The sequence below is a fragment of the Actinocatenispora thailandica genome, from assembly GCF_016865425.1.
Taxonomy (GTDB): Bacteria; Actinomycetota; Actinomycetes; order Mycobacteriales; family Micromonosporaceae; genus Actinocatenispora; species Actinocatenispora thailandica.
The window spans coordinates 6233450-6257183 of record NZ_AP023355.1 but is presented as its reverse complement, the minus strand read 5'-3'; the positions used below and the strand labels follow the sequence as shown (position 1 = coordinate 6257183).

Sequence of the window (23734 nt, the reverse complement as noted above, 5' to 3'; positions counted from 1 at the left end):
TTTCCGATCATCGAAGTCAATCATTCGGACATAGTACGCGAAATGCGTGTTTGGTGGTCGGATCACAGCCGGCCGGACTCGATGATCCGCTGCAGGAACTGCCGGGTACGCGGCTGCCGCGGGTCACCGAGCACCTCGGCCGGCGTGCCCTGCTCCAGGATCCGCCCCTCGGACAGGAAGCACACCCGATCGGCCACCTGCTTCGCGAACCCCATCTCGTGCGTGGCCAGCAGCATCGTCATCCCGTCCGACTTCAGATCGCGCACCATCGCGAGCACCTCGCCGACCAGTTCCGGGTCGAGCGCCGAGGTCACCTCGTCGAGCAGCAGCAACCGCGGCGAGTTGACCAGCGCCCGGACGATCGCCACCCGCTGCTGCTGCCCGCCGGACAACCGGTCCGGGTACTCCTTCGCCTTGTCCGCGAGCCCGACCCGGGACAGCCAGGTCAGCGCCCGCTCCTCGGCCCGCGCCCGGGCCACCCGGTGCACCCGCCGCGGCGCCAGCGTCACGTTGTCCAGCACGCTCAGGTGCGGGAACAGGTTGTACGACTGGAAGACCAGGCCGATCCGCTGGCGCACCCGGTCCGGATCGACCCGCGGGTCGGTGATGTGGTCGCCGTCCAGGTGGATGGTGCCGTCGTCCACCTCCTCCAGCAGGTTGACGCAGCGCAGCAGCGTCGACTTGCCCGATCCGGACGCGCCGATCAGCACCACCACCTCGTGCTCGGTGACGTCGAGGTCGAGCCCGGCCAGCACGTCGGCGGTCCCGAACCGCTTCCGTACGTTCACGCAGGAGAGCACCGCGTCGGTCATGCCGCACCGTCCGCGTTCTGCCGCCGCGCGGAGCGCAGCGTCACCCAGTCGGTCACCGCGATCAGCGGTATCGCCAGCAGCACGAACAGCGCCCCGGCCACGATGTACGGGGTGAAGTTGTAGTGCTCGGCGACGCCGATCTGGGCGGCCCGGATCGCGTCGATCGGCCCGGCCAGCGAGATCAGCCCGACGTCCTTCTGCATCGACACCACGTCGTTGAGCAGCGGCGGCATCACCCGCCGGACCGCCTGCGGCAGCACCACGAACCGCATCGTCTGCCGGTACGAGAGCCCGAGCGACCGGGCCGCCGCGCGCTGCGACGGGTGTACCGACTCGATGCCGGCCCGGAACACCTCCGCCATGTAGGCGCCGTAGGTGATCACCAGCGCCACGCCGCCCAGCACGACGACCGAGGGCGTACCGGCGAGGCGCAGCCCCGGCACGCCGAGCGTCAGCACGTACAGCACGATGATCAGCGGCGCGCCACGGAACGAGTAGGTGTAGCCGATCGCGAGCGCCCGGAACGGGAAGAACACCGGCCCGCGCAGGGTACGCAGCACCGCGATCGCGAGGCCCAGCAGCAGTGCCCCGATCGTGCAGCAGACCAGCAGCCGGATGTTGAGCCACAGGCCGACCAGGATGTCCGGCAGCGTCTGCCACGCCACCTTCGGGTCGAGGAACGACTCCCGCACCCGGTCGAAACCCGGCGCACCGGTGATCGCGACGACCAGGACCAGCCCGAGTGCCACCGTGGATCCGGCCGCGACCAGCACCGATCGGACGGTCTGCCGCCGCCGGTACGCGATCCGGCCCAGCTGGACCTCGCTCGGCGCCGGCGCGGCCGCGGTGGCCGTCACTGCAGCTCCGGCGCGCCCGCGGTGTCGGCCAGCCACTTCTGCTGCAGCGCGGCGAGCGTCCCGTCGGACTGCAACCCGTCGACCGCCTTCGACACGCACGCGGTCAGCGGGGAGCCCTTGTCCAGCACGATGCCGAACTGCTCGGCCTTGCCGGACAGTTTCGGCAGCTGGCCGACGATCGTGCTGCCCTTGATCTCCGAGGTGACCTCGAACGCGGTGGGCAGGTCGACGACCAGGCCGTCGATCTGGCCGTTCTGCAGCGCCTTCTTCGCGTCGTCGTTGTTGTTGAACACCTGCGGCTGGACGCTGGGCCGGACCGAGTCGGTGATCGCCTGGTAGCTGGTGGTCCCGACCTGTGCACCGAGCTTGGCGCGCTTCAGCGCCGCCACCGAGGTCGCCTTGGCGATCGTGGACGAGGACAGCGCGACGACCGTCTGCCGCACGTCGTAGTACGGCGAGGAGAAGTCGACCGCCTTGCGCCGTTCCGGCGAGATGGAGAACTCGTTCACGTCGATGTCGTACTGCTTGGGGCCCGGCGCGATCGCCGTGTTGAACGACACCACCGTCCACTTCACCTGGTCCTTGGCGTAACCGAGCTTGTCGGCCACCGCGTACGCGACGGCCGACTCGTAGCCCTTGCCGTTGGCCGGCTTGTTGTCGACGAACCACGGCGGGTACGCCGGGCTGTCGGTGGCGACGGTCAGCGTGCCCTTGGTCCGGGTGGCCAGCTTGCCGGGCGCGCAGGACGCCGCCTTGGCCGTGGACGTCGACGAACCGGCGTCCGAACTCTGCGGTGCGCAGCCGGCGCCGGCGGCGACCAGCGTGACGGCACCGGCGACGAGGAGGGCACGGCGCGAGCGTGAAGACATGCCGGAAGCATAAGTGAGCTGCATCGATGGCCGGTACCGCCGGTGCCCGGTACCGCCAGGTGGGCCGCGGCCCCGGGGGCGGCGGCTCAGCCCTGCTGGCTGGCCACTCCGTAGGCGTCGGCCGCCGCGTAGACGTCCGAGGCGTACTTGTCGAGGTTGTTGTAGGAGTGGATGGCCTGCCACCAACCGGACCCGGTGGCCAGGTCGTGACCGTCCGCACACAGGTAGCGGGCTGCGGACAGGGCCGCGTCGTTGATGTCCTGCGGGTCGGCGTCGCCGTCGCCGTCCGCGTCGGTGCCCCACTTGGTCCAGGTGCCCGGCAGGAACTGCATCGGCCCGACGGCCCGGTCGTACACCGTGTCGTGGTCGAGCAGGCCGTGGTCGGTGTCCCGGATCAGCTTGTCGCCGCGGGCGCCGTTCAACGGCGGGCCGTAGATCCCCGGCTCCGCCTTGCCGTCCGGCTGCAGCTGGGAGTTGCCGTGCGTACCGTGGTTCGATTCGATCTTGCCGATGCCGGCCAGCGTGGTCCAGCTCAGGTGGCAGCCCGGGGTGGTCTGCTGGGTGACCACCTGGGCGTACCCGTAGGCCTGCAGCGCGACCTGCGAGATGCCCAGCCGGGTCAGGTTGTGCGCCCAGGACGACACGGTGGCCGGCCCGGTGGACGGCGCGGCGCTGCCGGACGGCGAGGGCGAACCGCTGGGCTGCCCGAGCGGACCCCCGCCGGGCAGCCCGCCGGCGGGCGCCGGGCTGGTCGAGGTGGCGGGGCCGGCGACCTTCTTGGCCGGCCCGTCGTGCGCGGTCAGGGTGGGCACGACGTACCCGCCCACGGTGCCGACGGCGCCGACGACGGCGACGGCGGCCAGGCCGGTGAGGCCGAGTCGTACCGCCGGCCGGCGCCAGCCGGACCAGCGCAGGATGTGCAGCGAGGGGAGTGCAAGCCGTACCACGACGTCGAGTATGTCGGGTCCTTCCGGCACGCTCAACCGGTACAGTCGATTGTTTGCCTGAGAAGTCGGGTCAGAATGGACCGACCTCTGGTGGCCCGGAAGGATGTGCCCGCCATGCCTCGGTACGAGTACCGCTGTCGCGCCTGTACGCGCACGTTCGAGCTGGACCGCCCGATGGCCGCCTCGGCGGATCCGGCGGTGTGCCCGGAGGGGCACACCGACACGGTGAAACTGCTGTCCACGGTGGCTTTGGGCGGTGTCGGTGGGTCGGCGCCGGCAGCCGGCGGCTGCTGCGGCGGGGCCTGCGGTTGCGCCAACTGATCGGCCGCGCGGCCCGGCGCCGGCACGCCCGACGTGCCGGGCTCGACGGCCACACCCGTTGCGGGTGTGGCCGTTTTGTTGTCTTTGGGTGGTGAACGTCTCGGGGCTGGGCCACCGGCGTGGATCGCCGGTGGCCCGGGTTCGTCGCGTTCGGGACTGATCACCCGTTAGGGCACGATGCCCGAAATCGGCGATTGACGGGGTAGGGCGAATACATTAAGGTCCGAAAACTATAAGGAAAGTTTCCTAAAAGGTCGGCATCGAAGGTTCATCCCGTTGCGACAGATCCGCGCGGCTACCCCCGGCCGCGTGGCCCACTCCCCGAGGAGGATCTGTGCACAGACCGATCAGCAAGGTGCTCTGCGCCGTCTCGGTGGGCGTGCTCTTCGCCGGCGCCGCCGCGACCGCCGGAGCCGCCGCACCCGCAACGAGACAGGTGGCGCCGAGCGCCGCGCTGTCGACGAACTGGTACGCGGCGGCGCCGTACCTGATGCCGGCGGACAACAACCCGCCGGACCCGGCCGAGATCATGGACGCGACCGGGCAGAAGGCGTTCCAGCTCGCGTTCATCCTCTCCGACGGCGGCTGCAACCCGGCCTGGGACGGCAAGACGCCGATCGGCTCGGCGCCGGACATCACCGCGGCCATCGACACCATTCGCGGCAAGGGCGGCGACGTGTCCGTCTCGGTCGGCGGTTACAACGGCACCAAGCTCGGCCAGGCCTGCTCGGACGTGGCGTCGACCGCCGCCGCGTACCAGAAGGTCATCGACGCGTACGGCCTGCACGCGATCGACTTCGACCTGGAGGAGCCGGAGTACGAGAACACCGCCGCGATCGGGCGTGAACTCGGCGCCGCGAAGCAGCTCCAGGCGGACAACCCCGGGCTGTACGTGTCGGTCACCATGCCGGGCACCAGCGCCGGCACCGGCTGGTTCGGCACCCAACTGCTGGACCAGGCGAAGTCGATCGGCTTCATCCCGTCCAACTACTCCATCATGCCGTTCGACAACGGCTTCAGCGGCGGCGGCGCGAGCCAGACCGCGGCGCTGGAGGCGTTCCACGGGCTGCTGACGAGCCACCTCGGCTGGGACTCCGACTTCGCCTACCAGCACGAGGGCGTCTCCGGGATGAACGGCCGCACCGACGCGGCCGAGTACTTCCGGCAGGCCGACTTCCAGACCGTGCTGAACTACGCGCTGTCGCACAAGCTCGGGCGGTACACGTTCTGGTCGGCCAACCGGGACCGGGAATGCGACCCGCCGGAGAACCAGAAGCTGTCCGGTGAGTGCTCCAGCGTGACGCAGCAGAAGTGGGAGTTCACCACCTACACCACCGCGTTCGCCAACCAGACCACGGTCGTCGACCCGCCGACCACCCCGCCGGGCGGTGGCGGTACCGACCCGGGTACCTGCACCGCGGCGGCGTGGGACGCGAACACCGCGTACACCGGTGGGTCCGAGGTGACCTACGACGGCCACACCTGGAAGGCCAAGTGGTGGACGCAGAACGAGCAGCCCGGCGCGAGCGAGTGGGGGCCATGGGTCGACGAGGGCGCCTGCACCGCCGCGTCCGCGGCGAGCGGCAGCACGGCGTCCGCGGCGAGCGGCACGGCGACGCCGTCGCTGGCGTACCAGCAGGTGTCCCGCAAGGACGTGTCCCCGGCCGACGCGTGCCCGGACCCGTGGGACTCGACCGCCGTGTACGTCGGCGGCGACAAGGCCAGCTACGACGGGCACGCCTGGACCGCGAAGTGGTGGACGCAGGGTGAGACGCCCGGTGCCGCCGAGTGGGGACCCTGGCAGGACGACGGCGCCTGCGGCGGTGGCGGCGGCAGCACCGTACCGGCGGCGCCGACCGGGCTCTCCGCGATGGCCACCGGCGCCAGCACCGTGGCGCTGGCCTGGACCGCACCCTCCGGGACGGTGGACAGCTACAACGTCTACCAGGACGGGACGAAGGTCTCCTCGGCGAGCGGCACCAGCGCCACCGTGTCCGGCCTGACCGCGCAGACCACCTACCAGTTCCAGGTCACCGCGGTGAACACGGCCGGGGAGAGCCCGAAGACCGACGCGGTGTCGGTGAGCACCCCGGCAGCGGGCGGTGGTGGCGGCGACGGCGGGAAGTCCGGCTACATCAACGGATCCGGCGCCGGCGACAAGAACATCATCTACTTCGACCAGTGGTCGATCTACCAGAACGCGTACTACCTCAAGGACCTGGACCGGTACGCGGACGACATCGACGTGATCAACTACGACTTCGCGAACATCGACCCGAACAGCAAGACCTGCTTCGAGGCGACGAAGGCGTCGACCCCCGACCCGGGCGGCGAGACCGACCCGAACGCCGGCGACGGGGCCGGTGACGCGTTCGCGGACTACCAGAAGTCGTTCGGCGCGGACATCAGCGTCGACGGTACGGCCGACACGTACAACCAGCCGATCGTCGGCAACTTCAACCAGTTGAAGGAGCTGAAGGCGCGGCACCCCAACCTGAAGGTCGTCATGTCGATCGGCGGCTGGACCTACTCGAAGTACTTCTCCGACGCGGCGGCGACGAGCGCGTCCCGGCAGAAGTTCGTCAGCTCCTGCATCGACATGTTCATCAAGGGCAACATCCCGTCCGCCGGTGGCTACGGCGGTCCGGGCACGGCGGCCGGCATCTTCGACGGCTTCGACATCGACTGGGAGTACCCGGCGTCGGACGCCGGCCACGTCGGCAACCACTACAGCCCGGACGACACCGCGAACTACACCGCGCTGCTGGCCGAGTTCCGGTCCCAGCTGGACGCGCTTGGCGGCCAGCACTACCTGCTGACCGCGGCGCTGCCGGGCGGCCAGGACAAGATCGACAAGGTGCAGACCGACAAGATCGGTCAGTACCTGGACTACGGCAACGTGATGACCTACGACATGCACGGTGCCTGGGACGCCACCGGCCCGACCAACCTGCAGGACCCGCTGTTCCCGTCCGCGGACGACCCGTCGCCGCAGGTGCCGGGCGGTACCCAGCAGTACGACTCGGACACGGTGCTGAAGGCGTACACGGTCGGCGACCCGATGTACTCCATCCCCGGCGGGTTCCCGGCCGACAAGCTGACGATCGGGCTCCCGATGTACTACCGGGGCTGGACCGGCGTGCCGGCCGGCGGCAGCAACGGCGAGTACGGCACGGCGACCGGTCCGAGCGCGCCGCATCCGCTGTCCGGCAACGTACCCGGGGTCGCGTTGCAGAAGGAGATCTCCGGCACCGCGTACTACGACCCGGTGCGGATGGCCGGCTGGTACTACGACGGCAGCACGTTCTACGCCGGTAGCACGCCACAGTCCATCGTGGACCATGTCGCGTACGCGAAGTGCAACGGGCTCGGCGGCATGATGATCTTCTCGGCGTACGACGAGACGGCCACCAGCCAGCCGCTGCTGGAGAAGATCCTGTCCGAGTCCGCGAAGGGCAAGCCGGCCGACTGCTCGAAGTACGCCACCGACACCTGGGGCGTGTTCGGGCCGCCGTCGAGCGCCGCCACCACGAACTCGGTCCAGGCGTCGCCGGCGCCCGGCGACCGGACCGGTGCCGCGCCGTACGCGCCGCCGGCCGCGATCACCCCACGCAAGCACTGACGGCCGCGCGGCGTGCCGGTGACCGCCGGTGCGCCGCGCCGACCGACCCGCCGACGTCGGGCACCGGGACCCGGTGGTGCCCGACATCGCGGGCACCAGGACCCGGTGGCGCCCGACATCGCGGGCACCAGGACCCGGTGGTGCCCGACATCGCGGGCACCAGGACCCGGTGGTGCCGGGCCGGGCATGGCGGCCCGGCACCACCGACCCACGTTGCGCACGCTCCCCCCACGGCGTCCCGCCCTCGTCCCCCCTCCGGGGCGGGACGCCGCCGCACCGCCGGTGCGGACGAGAAGACCCGAGGCCACGATGAGACGAACCAGAATCCTCCCGACCGGGGGTGCGGCCGTCCGGCCCACCGCGGTCGCGCGCCGAGTTCTCGCCGTCGCGGCGGGCGCGGTGCTCGCCGCCGGCCTGCTCGGCGCCGCATCCCCGGCAGCCGCCGCACCCGCGGTCACCTGCACCGCGGACGCCTGGAGCAGCACCGCCGTCTACGTCGGCGGCGACCAGGTCAGCTACCAGAACCACGAGTGGACCGCGAAGTGGTGGACCCAGGGCGAGACGCCCGGAGCCGCCGAATGGGGCCCGTGGCAGGACGACGGCGCGTGCGACGGCGGCGGCAGCCCCACCGCGCCGGCCGCACCGACCGGCCTGTCCGCCGGTAGCGTCACCGATTCCACCGTGACGCTGTCCTGGACCGCGCCGGGCGGGGACGTCCAGGGCTACCACGTCTACCGGGACGGCACCTCGGTCGCCACCGTGACCGGCACCTCGGTGACGGTCACCGGCCTCGCCCCGAGCACCGCGTACGGCTTCACGGTCAGCGCGTACAACGCGGCCGGCGAGTCGCCGCGGTCGGCCGCGGTGTCGGTGACCACCACGTCCGGCGGGGGTACCCCACCGGCCGGCGAGCTGCCCGCGCACGTGCTCACCGGGTACTGGCAGGACTTCTACAACGGTGCCACGGCGTTGCGGCTGTCCGACGTACCGACCAGCTACGACCTGATCGCGGTGGCGTTCGCGAACGCCGACCCGAGCACGCCGGGTGCGGTCACCTTCTCCGTCGACTCGGGGCTGTCCGGCCAGCTGGGCGGCTACACCGACGAGGACTTCAAGGCGGACGTGGCGACCGTGCACGCCCGCGGCCAGAAGGTGATCCTGTCGGTCGGCGGGCAGAACGGCACGATCAGCGTCGCCGACTCCACCGCCGCGAACAACTTCGCCAGCAGCATCACCGCGCTGATGCAGCAGTACGGCTTCGACGGTGTGGACATCGACCTGGAGAACGGCGTCGACGCCACGTACATGTCGCAGGCACTGCACCGGATCGCGTCCGCCGGCGGCAGCGACACCATCATCACGATGGCACCGCAGACCATCGACATGCAGTCCACCGGGATGGCGTACTTCAAGCTCGCGCTCGCCGCGAAGGACGTGCTGACCATCGACAACATGCAGTACTACAACTCCGGCACCATGCTCGGCTGCGACGGCAAGGTGTACGGCCAGGGCACCGAGGACTTCCTCACCGCGCTGGCCTGCATCCAGTTGCAGGGCGGCCTGGCACCCGGCCAGGTCGGGCTCGGGCTGCCGGCGTCCGGCTCCGCCGCCGGCGGCGGCTATCTGCCACCGTCCACAGTGAACGATGCGCTGGACTGCCTGGCCACCGGCACCAACTGCGGCTCGTACGTGCCGGACACGCACTGGTCCGTGCGCGGCGCGATGACCTGGTCGATCAACTGGGACGCGAGCAACGGGTACGCGTTCGCGAACACCGTCGGCCCGCACCTGGACACGCTGCCATGACCCCCTCGGCGGTACGGCGGCGCATCGTCGGCGTGCTCGCGGCGACGCTGCTGGCGGTGGCCAGTTCGGTTGCGGGGCAACCGAACCAGGCATCGGCGCACGGTCGTACGGCCGCGACGACGGCGGGGCTGCCGGCGCATGCGCCGGTCGGCTACCTGCATGCCAGCTTCGCCAACGGCTCCGGGTACGTCCCGATCAGCCAGGTGTCCGGCTCCCGGGACGTGCTCGACCTCGCGTTCGGCGAGGCGAGTTCGCCGACGTCCGGGCAGATCTCGTTCACCACCACACGATGGGCGGCGCCGACTTCCACCTCGTGCGACGGTACGGGGCCACCCGGTCCGGTGCCCGCGAGCGGCCACGGCACTCGCCGCCGGCCCAGCCGGTGCCCGGACGAGCTTCCTGCGCGACGTCGGTGCGAAACGTTCCCTGTCACATAGGCTGGGGCGACGTTCGGGTGTGGCGCCGCCGCACCGGGGGCGCGAACCGAACGAGGAGCACGACATGCGATACCTGATGACCACCGGGCCGTCCGACACCGCGCCGGACGAGAAGCTGTTCGCCGAGATGGGCGAGTTCGTCCGGGAACTGACCGCGTCCGGCGTGCTGCTCGCCACCGGCGGCCTGGAGCCGGGCGGTACCCGGATCAGTTCGGACGGCGCCGAGATCACCGTCACCGACGGCCCGTTCACCGAGGCCAAGGAGGCGATCGCCAGCTTCGCGCTGGTCGAGGTGAGCTCCAAGGAGGAAGCGATCGAGCTGAGCCGCCGGTTCCGCCGGATCGTGGGCGACGGCGAGAGCACCCTCCGGCAGGTCTACTCGGCATGAGCCGGTACTTCCGGCGCCGTGCGGAGGACTCCGGTGGAGCTGGTCCCGGGCCGGGCGTGCCGGGTGGCGCGGCTCGATGAGGGACGTCGAGGCCACGCTCGACGCGGTGTGGAAGCTGGAGTCGGCGCGGATCATCGCCGCGCTGACCCGGCTGGTTCACGACGTCGGGCTGGCCGAGGAGCTGGCCCAGGACGCGCTCGTCGCCGCGCTGGAACAATGGCGCGCAGACGGCGTACCGGACAATCCGGCCGGCTGGCTGACCACGGTGGCGAAGCGGCGGGCCGTCGACCAGCTGCGCCGCTCGGCCCGCGCCGATCGGGCGACCGAGCGCGCCGGGCGCGAGCAGGCGCGCCGGTCGAGCGACGAGCCGCCGGACGACGTGCTGCGGCTGATGCTTCTGACCTGCCACCCGGTGCTGCCCCCGCCGTACCGGGTGGCGTTGACCTTGCGGCTGGTCGGCGGGCTGACCGCGGCCGAGATCGGGCGCGCGTTCCTGCTCGACGAGCGCACCGTGGTGCGCCGGGTCGCGGCGGCCCGGCAGGCCCTCGCCGAGGCGGGGGTGCGGTTCGAACTGCCGCCGGCGGGCGAGCTGGCCGACCGGATCGCCGCCGTCCTCGACGTGCTGTACCTGATCTTCAACGAGGGGTACACGGCCAGCGCCGGCGACGACCTGATCCGGCCCGGACTGTGCCTGGAGGCGCTGCGGCTGGCCCGGCTGCTCGCCGGGCTCGCACCCGGCACCGCCGAGGTGCACGGGCTGGTCGCGCTGCTGGAGATCCAGGCGTCCCGGTCCGCCACGCGCGCCGCCGCCGACGGCACCCCGGTACCGCTGGCCGAGCAGGACCGCGGTCGCTGGGACCCGCTGCTGATCCGCCGCGGGTTCACCGCCCTGCTGCGCGCCCGGGACACCGGCGAGCCGCCCGGGCGGTACGTGCTGCAGGCCGCGATCGCCGCCTGCCACGCCCGCGCCCGCCGCGCCGAGGAGACCGACTGGGCCGAGATCGCCGCGCTGTACGACGCGCTGATCCGGCTGCTGCCGACGCCGGTGGTGCGGCTCAACCGGGCGGTCGCCGTCGGCGCGGCGCGCGGCCCGGCCGCCGGCCTCGCCGCGGTCGACGAGCTGGCCGGCGACCCCGCGCTGCGCGACTACCACCTGCTGCCCGGGGTGCGGGCCGACCTGCTGGCCCGGGTCGGCCGCACCGGCGAGGCCCGCCGCGAGTACGACCGGGCGGCGGCGCTGGCCGGCACCGCCGCCGAACGGACCTTCCTGCGCCGCCGGGCCGCCGCACTGCCCGCCGCGCCGCCGTCCGCCCGCACCCTGGACGCCGCGGTACGCGAGTTCCTCGACCGGGACCGGCACCGGGCCGGCACGCTCCGCTCGTACCGGCAGACGCTGCGCCGGCTCTGCCTCGACCTCGGCCCGAGCATCCCGCTCGCCGACGTCACCGCGGACGCCGTCGCCCGGGTCTTCGACTCGGCCTGGGGCGGCGCCGCCTCCCGTACCTGGAACCGGCACCGCGCGGCGGTCCGGTCGTTCGGCGGCTGGGCCGGCCGCGCCGGACTCGACGCCGGGCTGGCACGGCGGGCCGAGCCGGCCGGCCGTACCGCGCCGATGCCGGCGGCCGAGCTCGCCGCGCTCTGCGCCCGGCCCGGCGTCGCGGTGCGGGAGCGGGCGCTGTGGCTGCTGCTTGCCGAGTCCGGCGCCGCGGTCAGCGCGGCGCTCGCCCTCGACGTGGCCGACCTGGACCTGCCGCGCCGCCGGGCGCGGGTCGGCACCGGCTGGCTGACCTGGGGTACCGGCACCGCCGAGGTGCTGCCGGAGCTGGTCGCCGGCCGGCGCTGCGGGCCGCTGTTCCGCAGCGACCGCCGGCCGGCACCGGCCCGCCGGACCGCCGCCGCCGACCTGTGCCCGGAGACCGGCCGGCGCCGGCTGTCCTACGAGCGCGCCGAGTACCTGTTCAAGCGCGCCAGCGGCGGCCGGACCCTGCGCCAGCTCCGTACCCGCGGGTGACGGGCGGGTGGCGGCCGGCGCCGGCAGCGGCGGCGCCGGCGGCCGTCACTGCTCGCCGAGCTTGACCTTGATCTGCTGCTGGTTGCCGTCCCGGTCGACGGTCACCTCGACGGTGTCGCCCGGCTGGTGCCCGGCGAGGATCGTGGTCAGCTGCCCGACATCGGTCACCTGGGTACCGTCGACCGCGGTGATCACGTCGCCGGCCCGGATGCCCGCCTTGTCCGCCGGCCCGTTCTTCGTCACCGACACCACCGCGGCACCCGCCGGCTGGTAGTCCTGGTTCAGCACCGGCCGGACCGTCACCCCGAGCGCGGCACGCCCCGACTTGCCGACCGAGCCGTTCTTGATGATCTGGTCGGCGATCCGGGTGACCGTGTTGCTGGACAGCGCGAACCCGATCCCGGGCGCCGCGCCGCCCTCCTGCTGATCGGTCGCGGCCAGCGTCGGTACCCCGACGACCTGCGAGTTCAGGTCGACCAGGGCGCCACCGCTGTTGCCCGGGTTGATCGCGGCGGAGGTCTGCACCATGTCGCTGATCGTGGTCGCCGGGGCGTCCTGGCTGCGCGGCTCCTGCACGGTACGGCCGACCGCGGAGACGATGCCGTTGGTCACCGAACCGGACAGCCCCAGCGGGCTGCCCATCGCCAGTACCTGCTGGCCGACCTTCAGCTTGCCGGAGTCGCCGAACTTGGCCGCCGGTACGTTCAGGTCGCCGGACACCCTGATCACCGCGATGTCGTTCGGCGGGTAGCTCGCCACCAGCGTCGCCGACAGCGGCTTCTGACTGGTCGCCGTGGTGACCTGGAAGCTCGTGGCGCTGCCGACGACGTGCGCGTTGGTCACGATGTCGCCCTTGTCGTCGTAGACGACACCCGAGCCGAGGCCCTGCGAGGTGTTGATCTGCACCACCGAGCGCAGCACGTTCGACACGACCTTCTCGTACGAGCTGCTCTGGCTGTCCGAGCCCGCCGCGGTCGTGCTGCTCGGGGTGCCGGAGCCGCCCTTCTTGCCGCCGTTGGTGCATCCGGCGAGGACCGCGGCGGTCAGCAGCACCGGTACGACCACGAGCACGGATCGTTTGCTGAACATGACATGTGGTTACCAGCCGGTGCGGCGGCCTGCGGCGCTTTCCGGGAAACCGCGCGCCGATATGACCGCCGCTGCGGCGAGTGCGCCGGCCCGGGTCGCCTACTCGGGGCGGCGCCACTCCGCCGCGTTCGCCGCCTCGGCCGCGATGGTGGTCCGCGACCCGTGCCCGGTGTGCACCGTCGTCGAACCCGGCAGCGTCAGCAGCCGGTCGGTGATCGACGCGACGATCGTGTCGTAGTCCGAGTACGACCGGCCGGTCGCGCCCGGCCCGCCCTCGAACAGCGTGTCGCCGGTGAACACGGCGCCCAGCGCCGGCGCGTGGAAGCAGCACGAGCCCGGCGAGTGCCCCGGCGTGTGCAGCACCCGCAGGTCGACGCCGGCCACCGTGAGCGTCTCGCCGTCCGCCAGTTCGGCGTGCGGGGCCCGGTCCGGGTGCACCAGATCCCACAGCACCCGGTCGTCGGGATGCAGCAGTACCGGCGCGTCGACCAGCTCGGACAGCGCCAGCGCGGCGTCCACATGATCGGAATGCGCGTGCGTGCAGGCGATCGCCACGACGTCCCGGCCGGCGGCCAGCTCGGCGATCGCCGCCGCATCGTGCGGCGCGTCGATCAGCAGGCACTCGCGTGCGTCACCCACCAGCCAGACGTTGTTCTGCACGTCCCAGCGGCCACCGTCCAGCTCGAACACGCCGGCGGTGACGATCTGCTCGATCCTCGTCGTCATCGCCGCGCTCACAGCACCACGACGCTGCGCAGCACCTCGCCGCGCTGCATCGCACCGAACGCCGCCTCCACGTCGTCGATGCCGATCGTCTCGGACACGAACGAATCCAGTGGCAGCCGGCCCTGCCGGTACAGCTCGATCAGCGTCGGGAAGTCCCGGCTCGGCAGGCAGTCGCCGTACCAGGAGGACTTGAGCGCGCCGCCGCGGCTGAACACGTCCAGCAGCGGCAGCTGCAGCGTCATCTCCGGGGTCGGCACCCCGACGAGCACCACCGTGCCGGCGAGATCACGGGCGTAGAACGCCTGCCGGTACGTCTCCGGCCGGCCCACCGCCTCGATCGCGACATCCACGCCGTTGCCGCCGGTCAGCGCCCTGATCTCGGCCACCGGGTCGGCGCTGCGCGAGTTCACCGTGTGGGTGGCGCCGAATCCGCGGGCCCAGTCGAGCTTGCGGTCGTCCACGTCCACCGCCACCACCGTGGTCGCGCCGGCCAGCGCCGCGCCCGCGATCGCCGCGTCCCCGACCCCGCCGCAGCCGAACACCGCGACCGAGTCGCCGCGGCCGACCTGGCCGGTGTTGATCGCCGCACCCAGCCCGGCCATCACCCCGCAGCCGAGCAGCCCGGCCACCGTCGCGGGCGTCTCCGCCGACACCTTCGTACACTGGCCGGCCGCGACCAGGGTCAGCTCGGCGAACGCGCCGATGCCGAGCGCGGCGGTCAGCGGCGTACCGTCCGCGCGGGTCATCCGCTGCGTCGCGTTGCGGGTGTCGAAACACAGCCACGGCCGGCCCCGCCGGCACGCCCGGCAGACGCCGCACACCGCCCGCCAGTTGAGGATGACGAAGTCGCCCGGCGCCACCTCGGTGACGTCCGGGCCGACCGCCTCGACCGTGCCGGCCGCCTCGTGCCCGAGCAGGTAGGGGAACTCGTCCCCGATCCCGCCGTCGCGATAGTGCAGGTCGGTGTGGCAGACCCCGCAGGCGGCCACCCGTACCAGGGCCTCGCCCGGGCCCGGGTCGGGCACCGTGATCGTCTCGACGCTGACCGGTGTGTCCCGGGCGGTGGCCAGGACTGCGCGTACCTCGTGCGGCATGACTGCGATCGTGGCCCGTCCGGCCGCTCCGCGCAACGACCCCCGCCGGTACTTGCGGGGGCGAACGGCACCGGTGCCGGGATGGCGCGCGGTGGCGCCGCGACTCCGGCAGGCTGTGCCGCAGCAGGCCGGTGGAGGAGGATGGCCGCCCGGGAACGGGTACGCAACCGGTGTTGGGGGCCCTCGTTGCGTACACCGAGCCGCCGTGAGATCAACTGTTGGGCAGGAGGTACCGCGCTTGCCGGTGAGCCGAGTGCCGGTGGCCGTGCCGGCGATCGTCGCGCCGCGGGCGCCGTACCTTCGTGGCGGATCCGACGACGGCGCCGGCCATCGGGCGGCCCCCGACCAGCACGGCCATTGCCGAGCAGCGGAGAAGACGATGAGGCACGACAGCCTGCCCAGCGGTCTGGTCACCTTCCTGTTCACCGACATCGAAGGCTCCACCAGACTCGCACACGCGTTGGGGCCCGGCTACCGGGCGGTACTCGGCGAGCATCGGCTGCTGCTGCGGCGGTGCCTCGGCGAGTTCGGCGGGGCCGAACTGCTCACCGAAGGCGACTCGTTCTTCGCCGCCTTCGCCGACGCCGCCGACGCGGTACGCGCCTGCATCCGGGCCCAGCGCGCCCTCGCCGCGCACCCGTGGCCGGCCCCGGACCTGCGCCCCCGGGTACGGATGGGGCTGCACACCGGGTACGCCGTCGCCGCGAACGGCGAGTACGCGAGCCTGGAGGTGCACCGGGCCGCCCGGGTCGCCGCGGCCGCCGCCGGCGACCAGGTGCTGTGCACCGCCGCGACCGCGGCGCGGGCCGGCGACGTAGCGCTGACCGACCTGGGCCTGCACCGGCTGCGCGGCTTCGACGACCGGACCAGGCTGTACCAGATCGTCGCGCCGGGGCTGGCCCGTGACTTCCCCCGCCCGAAGACCGTGGACGGCCGCTGCCACAACCTGCCGGAACCGTTGACCCGGTTCGTCGGCCGCGCCCGGGACCGAGCTGAGCTGGCCGGGCACCTCCGCCGGCACCGGCTCGTCACCATCTGGGGCCCTGGCGGCGTCGGCAAGACCCGGCTGGCCGTCGAGGTGGCCCGGGATCTGCTCCGGCCGGTACAGCCGGTGCCGCCGCGCGGGGACGCCGACCCGGCTGCGGACCGCCTCGCCGACGGTGCCTGGCTGGTCGACCTGGCCGAACTCGCGGACGGGACGCGGCGCGGCGGCGACCGGTCGGTCGCCGGGCTGCTGGCGGCGGCGCTGGGGTTGCGGCCGGGCCCGGGCCAGCGCGCCGTGGACGTGCTCGTCGAGCACCTCCAGCCGCGCCGGTGCCTGCTGCTGCTGGACACCTGCGAGGTGGCCCGCGGCGCGGTCCGCGCGCTGGTGACCCGGCTGATCGCCAGCTGCCCGACCCTGCGGGTACTGGCGACCGGCCGCACGCCGCTCGGGGTGCCCGGCGAGACGGTCTGGCACCTCGACCCGCTCGGCCGGGTCGAGGCGACCGAGCTGCTGGCCGACCGCCTGGGCGCCGCCCGGGACGGAGGTGACGGCCGGGCGGGCATCGCGGGGGACGGTCGGGCGGGCCCGCCCGGCGATGGGCGGTCCGGCGGCCTGGCCCGGCTGGCCGGGCGGCTGGCCGGGCTGCCCGCGGCGCTGGAACTCGCGGTGCCCCGGCTGCGGGCGCTGCCGGCCGCGGTGATCACCGACCTGCTGAGCGGCCCGGATGTCGATCCGGACGCCGTGTTGAACGCTCCGGGCCCGTTCGATCCGGACCGGCCGCGCGATCCCGGCCCGGACGGCGGGTCGAGCGCTCCGGCTCCGTTCGATCCGGACCGGTCGCGCGATCTCGACTCGAACGCTCCGGGCCCGTTCGATCCGGGCTGGCCGCGCGATCTCGGCCAGGCCGGCGCCGGGTGGTCGGTCGGGTTCGAACCGGCCGTCGGCGAGCGACCGGCCGGCCCGGGGGCGGCCCTGGCCGAGCGGGCGGCGGGTTCCCGGCCGGCGGTGCCGGAACGGGCGGGGGCACCCGACTGGCCGCTGGATGCCGGATGGTCGGCGGGCGGTGAGCCGCCGGCGCACCGGCAACCCGCCGAGCAGCACGGTGTGGCGCCGGCCCGGCAGGCCAGCCTGGACGCCAACCTCGCCTGGTCGTACCGGCTGCTGTCGCCGCCGGCGGCCCGGCTGCTGCGGTGGCTCGCGGCGTGGCCCGGCGCGGTGGACCTCGCCGCGGTGGAGTGGCTGACCGCAGACTGGCTGGATCGCAGCACGGCCTGCATCGCGATCGCCGACCTGGTGGACGCGGCGTTGGTCGAGGTGGACCTGGGCGCGACCAGCGCGACCTACCGGCTGCTCGACCCGGTGCGGTGGCCGGCCCGCCGGCTGGCGGTGGCGCACGGCGAAGCCGGCCGGGCCAGGGCGCGCTACCAGCTGTGGCAGCGTCAGGTTGCCTGGGTGCCGACGTTGCAGCCGCTCGGCGAGCCGGTCGCCGGCTGACCGTGGGCTCCACCCCGTCGCCGGCAGACCCGGTCGCCGGCTGAGTCAGGCTCGGCTGTCCCAGGTGGTGGCCGACGCGGGCTCCGCCCCCTCGCCGACGCGGGTTCCGCCCCGCTCGCAGGCCCGGGCTCCGCCCCTCGCCCGATGCGGGTTCCGCCCCGATCGCCGGTCCGGCGACCGCCGGATCGCCGGCCGCGGTCAGCTCCGCAGCAGGCTGGCCGGGTGGAGGGTGACCGGGAACGGATGCTCGACGGTGAGCCGCTCGTCCCCGGTGACCTCGCCGACCTGCTCGTACGCCCCGTCGGTCAGTTCCAGGACCCGGATCGACTCCTTGTCCGGATCCACGATCCAGTAGGCGGCGACGCCGGTGCGGGCGTAGGTCTCCCGCTTGACGGTCAGATCCTTGCGCCTCGTCGACGGCGACAGCACCTCGACGGCGAGTTGCAGCGGCCGTCGGACGTCGTGCTCCTCGCCGTGCTCGCGCTGCGCCACGAGCAGATCGGGTTGCGCCGAGGTGAACCGGTCGGGCTGGTAGTTCAGCGGCGCCACGAAGACCTGCAGGTCCGGCGGGCATCCCGCGTGCAGGAGAACGTGCAGCTCGCTCACCGCGCTCTGGTGCGCCGGCAGCGGCGCCGGGCTCACCACGAGCATCCCGTCGAACAGTTCGTACTGCAGGCCGTCGTCGGGCAGCCTGGCGAGGTCGTCGACGGTCCACGGGCCGGTCGTCGGCAGCACCAGGCCAGCTGCCTTGAGGTCGCCTTCGTCGCGCGGCACCGGCATGGCCATCATGATCCTCCGTTTCGGGTCGGTCGGCAGGTGGTCATGCGGCAATGATGACGGCTTGACCCGGCGACCACCTGGTTGTCCACAGCCCCGGCCGGGTTGTCCACAGGTACGGCGGGGCGGGTTGCGGCGCCGACCGATGTGAGGTAGCGGTCCGGATCCGGGGGTCTCCGACAGCGCGTAGAAGGACCTGCCACAATGGCGGAGTTGTGACCTCAGCTGATTCGACGGCCGGCGCCGGGTACCCGAGCGACGCCCCCGTTTCCCAGGACCTGTTCGATCGCGCCCGCACCGTGGTGCCGGGCGGGGTCAACTCACCCGTCCGCGCGTTCCAGGCGGTCGGCGGCACGCCCCGGTTCATGGTGCGCGGCAGCGGCCCGTACCTGTTCGACGCGGACGGTCGCCGCTACGTCGACCTGGTCTGTTCGTGGGGGCCGCTGATCCTCGGGCACGCGCACCCGGGCGTGATCGAGGCGGTGACCGCTGCCGCGACCGCCGGTACCAGCTTCGGCACCCCGACGCCCGGCGAGGTGACGCTGGCCGAGGAGATCGTCGCCCGGACCCCGGTCGAGCAGGTGCGGCTGGTCAACTCCGGTACCGAGGCGACGATGAGTGCGATCCGGCTGGCCCGGGGCGCGACCGGCCGGACCAAGGTGATCAAGTTCGCCGGCTGCTACCACGGGCACGTGGACGCGCTGCTCGCCGCGGCCGGTTCCGGCGTCGCCACGCTGGCCGAGGCGGCCGAGCGGGCCGGGTCCGCGGTGCCCGATTCGCCCGGGGTGACCGGGGCCGAGACCGCCGACACGATCGTGCTCCCGTACAACGACCTCGCGGCGGTCGAGGCCGCGTTCGCGGCGAACCCGGACACGGTCGCGGCGGTGATCACCGAGGCGGCGGCCGGCAACATGGGTGTCGTCGCGCCGCGCGACGGCTTCAACGGCAGGCTCGCCGAGCTGGCCCACCGGCACGGCGCGCTGCTGATCGTCGACGAGGTGATGACCGGGTTCCGGGCCGCCCGCGGTGGCTGGAGCGAGCTGGATCCCGCCGACGCCGACCTGTACACGTTCGGCAAGGTGATGGGCGGCGGGCTGCCGGCGGCGGCGTTCGGCGGCCGGCGCGACATCATGGCCCAGCTGGCCCCGAACGGCCCGGTCTACCAGGCCGGCACCCTGTCCGGTAACCCGCTGGCCTGCGCCGCCGGGCTGGCCACCCTGCGCGGCTGCACCCCCGAGCTGTACGCCCAGCTCGACGCCACCGCGCACACCATCGCCGAGCTGGCCGACAAGGCGCTGACCGAGGCGGGCGTGCCGCACCGGGTGTCGTTCGCCGGCACCATGTTCTCGGTGTTCTTCACCGACGCCGAGGTGCGCGACTTCGCCGGCGCGAAGCGCCAGCACACCGCCGCGTACGCGGCGTTCTTCCACGCGATGCTGAACCGCGGCGTCTACCTGCCGCCGAGCGCGTTCGAGGTGTGGTTCGTCTCGGGCGCGCACGACGCCGCCGCGGTGGAGCAGATCGCCGCCGCACTGCCGGACGCGGCCCGCGCCGCGGCGGCCGCCCTGGACACCCCGTGACCACCGGACCGGAGCCGACGATGCCGCTGACCACCACCGTGCACCTGCTGCGGCACGGCGAGGTGCACAACCCGGAGAAGATCCTCTACGGTCGGCTGCCCGGCTACCGGCTGTCCGAGCGCGGCGAGCGGATGGCCGAGGCCGCCGCCGCGGTGCTGGCCGGCCGGGACGTGACCTACCTGGTGGCGAGCCCGCTGGAGCGGGCGCAGCAGACCGCGGCACCGATCGCGGCGGCGCTGGAACTGTCGATCGACACCGACCCGCGGTTGATCGAGTCCGGCAACTGGTTCGAGGGCAAGCGGTTCGGGGTCGGCGACGGCGCGCTGAAGAACCCGTCGGTGTGGCCGAAGCTGCGCAACCCGTTCCGGCCGTCCTGGGGCGAACCGTACGTCGAGATCGCCCGCCGGATGACCGCTGCACTGCACGACGCGCGGGACCGGGCGGCCGGCCACGAGGCGGTGTGCGTCTCGCACCAGTCGCCGATCTGGCTGCTCCGCCGGTACGCGGAGGGCCGCAAGCTGTGGCACGACCCGCGGAAGCGGCAGTGCGGCCTGGCCAGCCTCACCTCCTTCCACTTCGAGGGTGACCGGCTGACCGGCATCTCCTACTCGGAGCCCGCCGCCGACCTGGTGGCGTCCTCGCCGGTCGCCGCCGAGCACGGGGCCTGAGCCATGCGGTCACTGCGTCGACGGAGCAGGCGGCTGGGCGTCGTGACGGCCGTACTGGCGGCCTGCGCGCTGCTCGCGGCCGGCTGCTCGACCGGCAGCGGTGCGGTGAACCAGCAGAACGGCGGGGACAACCGGTACGTCGCGGGCGACGGGAAGTCGCAGCAGTTCGCCCCGGGCGACCGGAAGCAGGCGCCGGCCGTTTCCGGCACCCTGCTGGGCAGCGGCAAGACGCTGTCGCTGGGTTCGCTGCGCGGTCACGTGGTCGTGATCAACTACTGGGCGTCCTGGTGCAACCCGTGCGCGGCCGAGGCACCCGACCTGGAGCAGGTGTACCGGGCGACGAAGGGGCAGGGTGTCCGTTTCGTCGGGGTCAACATCCGCGACCAGCACGACGCCGCGGCGGCGTTCGTGCAGGGCCGCGGGATGACCTACCCGACCTACTTCGACCCGGCGGGCAAGGTCGCGCTGGCCTTCCGGGTGGTGCCGCCGAACACGATCCCGGCCACCATCATCGTGGACGCCAAGGGCCGGATCGCCGCCGTACAGCGGGGCGCGATCCTCGCCGACAAGCTTCGGCCGATGGTCGAGAAGGTCGCACGGGGCGACTAGATGGGTGCCAGCTTCGCGCACGTCGCCGCGTCCGGGCCGCTGCTGCTGGCCCTGGCGGTGAGCCTGGTCGCCGGCCTGGTCAGCTTCCTGTCGCCGTGCGTGCTGCCGCTGGTCCCGGGCTACCTCTCCTACGTGACCGGCCTGGCCGGCGCGGACCTGGACGCGGCACTGGGTACCGACCCGCACGGCCGGGCGGTGTCCGCGGCCGACGGTGACGCGGCCCCGGCCGGTGGCGTCGCGGTGACCACCCGCACCCAGGCGCGCACCCGGGCTCGGGTGCGCGGCCGGATCCTGGCCGGCGGGCTGCTGTTCGTCGCCGGCTTCACCGTCGTGTTCGTGCTGTCCGGCGTGGTGGTGGCCAGCCTCGGCGGCGCGCTGCTGGAACACCGGGTCGCGGTGGAACGGGTGATCGGCGCGCTGGTGATCGTGCTCGGGCTGGCGTTTCTCGGCGTGATTCCGGGTATGCAGCGGGAGGCCCGGGTGCACCGGGTACCGGCGGCGGGCCTGGTCGGTGCGCCGGTGCTGGGCGCGGTGTTCGCGCTCGGCTGGACGCCGTGCGTCGGCCCGACGCTCGGCGCGGTGCTCAGCCTGGCCGCCGTGCAGGGTTCGGTGGGCCGCGGCGTGTTGCTGGCGGTGGCGTACTGCCTGGGGCTGGGCATCCCGTTCCTGGCGTTCGGGCTGGGGTTCCGTCGGTTGTTGCAGGTGTTCGGGGTGATCCGGCGGCACAGCGTCTGGGTGACCCGGATCGGCGGGGTGCTGCTGATCCTGGTCGGCGTGGCGTTGCTGACCGGCGCCTGGGACGCCTTCACGATCTGGCTGCAGGCCGAGGTCGGCGCCGGAAAGGTGAACGTGTAGATGGCCACGACCGAGGAGAAGAACCGCGCGCCGGAGCTGGCGGAGGCCGGCCGCGAGGACGAGAACGCGCTGTCCAGCCGGCCCGCGGCCGACTCGGCGCGGCGGGTCGCCGGCCACGGCGTGCTGGCCACCGCGCGGCGCTGGTGGCGCCAGCTGACCAGCATGCGTACCGCGCTGCTGCTGCTGTTCCTGCTCGCGGTGGCGGCGGCGCCCGGCTCGCTGCTGCCGCAGTACAGCCTGAACTCCGACAAGGTCGACACCTACTACACGCAGCATCCGACGCTGGCGCCGATCCTGGACAAGGCCGGGATGTTCGACGTGTTCTCGTCGCCCTGGTTCGCCGCGATCTACCTGCTGCTGTTCGTGTCGCTGGTCGGCTGCCTCACGCCGCGGATCCGGGTACACGTCCGGGCACTGCGGCGCACCCCGCCGGACGCGCCGCGGCAGCTGTCCCGGCTGCGGGTGCACCGGGAGTACCGCGCCGAGTCGGAGCCGGTGCAGGCGGCCCGGCAGGCGCAGAAGAAGCTGCGCGGCGCCCGGTTCCGCTCGGCGCTGCGCCGGCACGACGACGGCAGCGTGACGGTCAGCGCGGAGAAGGGCTTCCTGCGCGAGACCGGTAACCTGCTGTTCCACTTCTCGCTGGTGGCGGTGCTGGTCGGGGTCGCGTACGGCGCCGGTTACGGCTGGCACGGCGGCCGGCTGATCATGCAGGGCGCCGACAACGGCTTCTGCAACACCCTGCAGCAGTACGACGAGTACAGCCTCGGGTCCCGGATCAAGGGCGGCGACCTGCCGCCGTTCTGCCTGACGATGACCGACTTCCACGCCAGCTTCCTGCCCAACGGGCAGCCGCTGCACTACTCCGCCGACATGACCTACGACGTGCCGGGGCAGGGCGGCAGCCACAAGTACGACCTGTCGGTGAACCATCCGCTGCGGATCAACGGTGCCTCGGTCTACCTGGTCGGCAACGGCTACTCGCCGGTCATCCGCTACACCGACCGGTACGGCCGGACGCAGACGACGACCGCCCCGTTCATCCCGCAGGACGGCAACTTCACCAGCAACGGGGTGGCGCTGTTCCCGGACGCCAACGTCGACCCGAAGACCGGCAAGCGCAACGTCGACCTGCAGATGGCATTCCAGGGGGTCTTCTTCCCGACCACCGCGAAGCGGGGTGGCCAGGCGTCCACCTACCCGGGGCTGCGTGATCCGGGGCTGCTGCTGTTCGCCTACCGCGGCAACACCGGCACCGACGCCGGCATCCCGCACTCGGTGTACACCCTGGACCACAGCCAGATCGCCAACGGCCAGCTGAAGCAGATCGGCAAGAACCCGAAGCTGCTGCGGCCGGGGCAGAGCTGGACGCTGGACGACGGGACGAAGGTCGAGTTCGTCGGCGTGAAACGGTGGGCGACGCTGCAGATCCGGCGCGATCCGGCGTCCCGGATCATGCTGATCGCCGGCATCGCGATGCTCGCCGGCCTGCTCGGCTCGCTGACCATCCGGCGTCGCCGGGTGTGGTTCCGGTTCGCCCCGGACGGTGCCGGCAGCGCGGTCAGCGCCGGCGGGCTGGCCCGCAACGAGTACGCCGGCTTCTCCGACGAGTTCGACAGGCTGGTGGCCGCCGCCGGCGGGCCGCCCCGAACACCGCCGGACGCCGACGGCGCGACTCCGGAACAGGCCGGCGCCGAGGGCGGCGCGCGGGCACAGACAGGCGCCGAAGGCGGCGCGCGGGCACAGACAGGCGCCGAAGGCGGCGCGCGGGCACGAGGAAAGGACTGACG

General features: G+C 73.0%; 19 protein-coding genes and 1 pseudogene. 11 read left to right on the top strand and 9 right to left on the bottom strand.

Annotated elements, in window-relative coordinates:
* Nucleotides 1–62: 62 nt before the first annotated feature.
* From Athai_RS28050 to Athai_RS28035, 4 genes are all read right to left on the bottom strand, one after another.
* The gene (locus Athai_RS28050; RefSeq protein WP_203964259.1) at nucleotides 63–812 is read right to left on the bottom strand and encodes an amino acid ABC transporter ATP-binding protein; all 750 of its coding nucleotides are present in this window, start codon (nucleotides 810–812) and stop codon (nucleotides 63–65) included.
* Nucleotides 809–1669, bottom strand: coding sequence for an amino acid ABC transporter permease (locus Athai_RS28045; RefSeq protein ID WP_239157216.1), 861 nt, complete (start codon nucleotides 1667–1669; stop codon nucleotides 809–811). Before Athai_RS28045 ends, Athai_RS28050 begins: the two co-directional genes overlap by 4 nt.
* A complete protein-coding gene (locus Athai_RS28040; RefSeq protein WP_203964257.1) occupies nucleotides 1666–2538 on the bottom strand; it encodes an ABC transporter substrate-binding protein in 873 nt (290 codons plus the stop codon). The genes Athai_RS28045 and Athai_RS28040 overlap by 4 nt, the downstream gene beginning before the upstream one ends.
* An 86-nt stretch (nucleotides 2539–2624) precedes the next feature.
* A complete protein-coding gene (locus Athai_RS28035; protein WP_203964256.1) occupies nucleotides 2625–3515 on the bottom strand; it encodes a lytic murein transglycosylase in 891 nt (296 codons plus the stop codon).
* A gap of 84 nt (nucleotides 3516–3599) precedes the next feature.
* On the opposite strand from Athai_RS28035, the gene Athai_RS28030 reads away from it, so the two are divergent.
* The 3 genes from Athai_RS28030 to Athai_RS28010 all read left to right on the top strand — a co-directional run bounded on the left by Athai_RS28030 (nucleotide 3600) and on the right by Athai_RS28010 (nucleotide 9234).
* A complete protein-coding gene (locus tag Athai_RS28030) occupies nucleotides 3600–3806 on the top strand; it encodes an FmdB family zinc ribbon protein (protein WP_203964255.1) in 207 nt (68 codons plus the stop codon).
* A gap of 334 nt (nucleotides 3807–4140) precedes the next feature.
* Entirely contained in the window at nucleotides 4141–7428 is a 3288-nt protein-coding gene (locus Athai_RS34505) for a glycosyl hydrolase family 18 protein (protein WP_239157215.1), read from the top strand.
* 309 nt (nucleotides 7429–7737) lie between these two features.
* The gene (locus Athai_RS28010) at nucleotides 7738–9234 is read left to right on the top strand and encodes a chitinase (RefSeq protein ID WP_203964254.1); all 1497 of its coding nucleotides are present in this window, start codon (nucleotides 7738–7740) and stop codon (nucleotides 9232–9234) included.
* Nucleotides 9235–9385: 151 nt separating this feature from the next.
* Here the strand turns inward: Athai_RS28010 and Athai_RS34930 are convergent, their stop codons facing one another.
* Nucleotides 9386–9514 (bottom strand): hypothetical protein, encoded by a 129-nt coding sequence (locus tag Athai_RS34930; RefSeq protein WP_275422587.1) that lies wholly within the window; start codon nucleotides 9512–9514, stop codon nucleotides 9386–9388.
* A 221-nt stretch (nucleotides 9515–9735) separates the two neighbouring features.
* On the opposite strand from Athai_RS34930, the gene Athai_RS28005 reads away from it, so the two are divergent.
* Nucleotides 9736–10059: a YciI family protein gene (locus Athai_RS28005; protein WP_203964253.1), complete on the top strand. Its 324-nt coding sequence runs from the start codon at nucleotides 9736–9738 to the stop codon at nucleotides 10057–10059.
* Nucleotides 10060–10135: 76 nt separating this feature from the next.
* Nucleotides 10136–12070 carry a DUF6596 domain-containing protein gene (locus tag Athai_RS28000; RefSeq protein ID WP_203964252.1) on the top strand — a complete coding sequence of 645 codons (1935 nt, stop codon included), beginning with the start codon at nucleotides 10136–10138 and terminating at the stop codon, nucleotides 12068–12070.
* A gap of 45 nt (nucleotides 12071–12115) precedes the next feature.
* Here Athai_RS28000 and Athai_RS27995 read toward each other — a convergent pair whose 3' ends face one another.
* From Athai_RS27995 to Athai_RS27985, 3 genes are all read right to left on the bottom strand, one after another.
* Nucleotides 12116–13159 carry a S1C family serine protease gene (locus Athai_RS27995; RefSeq protein ID WP_203964251.1) on the bottom strand — a complete coding sequence of 348 codons (1044 nt, stop codon included), beginning with the start codon at nucleotides 13157–13159 and terminating at the stop codon, nucleotides 12116–12118.
* 99 nt (nucleotides 13160–13258) lie between these two features.
* Nucleotides 13259–13885 (bottom strand): MBL fold metallo-hydrolase, encoded by a 627-nt coding sequence (locus tag Athai_RS27990; protein ID WP_203964250.1) that lies wholly within the window; start codon nucleotides 13883–13885, stop codon nucleotides 13259–13261.
* Between the two features lie 8 nt (nucleotides 13886–13893).
* Nucleotides 13894–14979, bottom strand: coding sequence for an S-(hydroxymethyl)mycothiol dehydrogenase (locus Athai_RS27985; protein WP_203964249.1), 1086 nt, complete (start codon nucleotides 14977–14979; stop codon nucleotides 13894–13896).
* A 379-nt stretch (nucleotides 14980–15358) separates the two neighbouring features.
* Here Athai_RS27985 and Athai_RS35410 point away from each other — a divergent pair.
* A pseudogene (locus Athai_RS35410) lies at nucleotides 15359–16507 on the top strand (AAA family ATPase); the annotation flags it as partial.
* Nucleotides 16508–17656: 1149 nt separating this feature from the next.
* Here Athai_RS35410 and Athai_RS27975 read toward each other — a convergent pair.
* Nucleotides 17657–18238 (bottom strand): Uma2 family endonuclease, encoded by a 582-nt coding sequence (locus tag Athai_RS27975; protein ID WP_203964248.1) that lies wholly within the window; start codon nucleotides 18236–18238, stop codon nucleotides 17657–17659.
* A gap of 212 nt (nucleotides 18239–18450) precedes the next feature.
* Here Athai_RS27975 and hemL point away from each other — a divergent pair, with 212 nt between their 5' ends.
* The 5 genes from hemL to resB are packed head-to-tail and all read left to right on the top strand — an operon-like array spanning nucleotide 18451 to nucleotide 23732.
* The gene (gene hemL / locus Athai_RS27970) at nucleotides 18451–19815 is read left to right on the top strand and encodes a glutamate-1-semialdehyde 2,1-aminomutase (protein WP_203964247.1); all 1365 of its coding nucleotides are present in this window, start codon (nucleotides 18451–18453) and stop codon (nucleotides 19813–19815) included.
* A 20-nt stretch (nucleotides 19816–19835) separates the two neighbouring features.
* Entirely contained in the window at nucleotides 19836–20483 is a 648-nt protein-coding gene (locus tag Athai_RS27965; protein ID WP_203966343.1) for a histidine phosphatase family protein, read from the top strand.
* A gap of 42 nt (nucleotides 20484–20525) precedes the next feature.
* The gene (locus Athai_RS27960; RefSeq protein ID WP_239157213.1) at nucleotides 20526–21092 is read left to right on the top strand and encodes a TlpA family protein disulfide reductase; all 567 of its coding nucleotides are present in this window, start codon (nucleotides 20526–20528) and stop codon (nucleotides 21090–21092) included.
* Nucleotides 21093–21947 (top strand): cytochrome c biogenesis CcdA family protein, encoded by an 855-nt coding sequence (locus Athai_RS27955; protein ID WP_203964245.1) that lies wholly within the window; start codon nucleotides 21093–21095, stop codon nucleotides 21945–21947.
* Nucleotides 21948–23732, top strand: a complete 1785-nt coding sequence (resB, locus tag Athai_RS27950) for a cytochrome c biogenesis protein ResB (RefSeq protein WP_203964244.1) — start codon at nucleotides 21948–21950, stop codon at nucleotides 23730–23732. It begins immediately after the preceding gene.
* The last annotated feature ends 2 nt before the right edge of the window (nucleotides 23733–23734 follow it).

Coding starts and splice junctions, on each gene's coding strand:
- Athai_RS28050 (WP_203964259.1), bottom strand. CDS start 812: ATGACCGACGCGGTGCTCTCCTGCGTGAACGTACGGAAGCGGTTCGGG.
- Athai_RS28040 (WP_203964257.1), bottom strand. CDS start 2,538: ATGTCTTCACGCTCGCGCCGTGCCCTCCTCGTCGCCGGTGCCGTCACG.
- Athai_RS28030 (WP_203964255.1), top strand. CDS start 3,600: ATGCCTCGGTACGAGTACCGCTGTCGCGCCTGTACGCGCACGTTCGAG.
- Athai_RS28010 (WP_203964254.1), top strand. CDS start 7,738: ATGAGACGAACCAGAATCCTCCCGACCGGGGGTGCGGCCGTCCGGCCC.
- Athai_RS28005 (WP_203964253.1), top strand. CDS start 9,736: ATGCGATACCTGATGACCACCGGGCCGTCCGACACCGCGCCGGACGAG.
- Athai_RS28000 (WP_203964252.1), top strand. CDS start 10,136: ATGAGGGACGTCGAGGCCACGCTCGACGCGGTGTGGAAGCTGGAGTCG.
- Athai_RS27995 (WP_203964251.1), bottom strand. CDS start 13,159: ATGTTCAGCAAACGATCCGTGCTCGTGGTCGTACCGGTGCTGCTGACC.
- Athai_RS27990 (WP_203964250.1), bottom strand. CDS start 13,885: ATGACGACGAGGATCGAGCAGATCGTCACCGCCGGCGTGTTCGAGCTG.
- Athai_RS27985 (WP_203964249.1), bottom strand. CDS start 14,979: ATGCCGCACGAGGTACGCGCAGTCCTGGCCACCGCCCGGGACACACCG.
- Athai_RS27975 (WP_203964248.1), bottom strand. CDS start 18,238: ATGCCGGTGCCGCGCGACGAAGGCGACCTCAAGGCAGCTGGCCTGGTG.
- Athai_RS27965 (WP_203966343.1), top strand. CDS start 19,836: ATGCCGCTGACCACCACCGTGCACCTGCTGCGGCACGGCGAGGTGCAC.
- Athai_RS27955 (WP_203964245.1), top strand. CDS start 21,093: ATGGGTGCCAGCTTCGCGCACGTCGCCGCGTCCGGGCCGCTGCTGCTG.
- resB (WP_203964244.1), top strand. CDS start 21,948: ATGGCCACGACCGAGGAGAAGAACCGCGCGCCGGAGCTGGCGGAGGCC.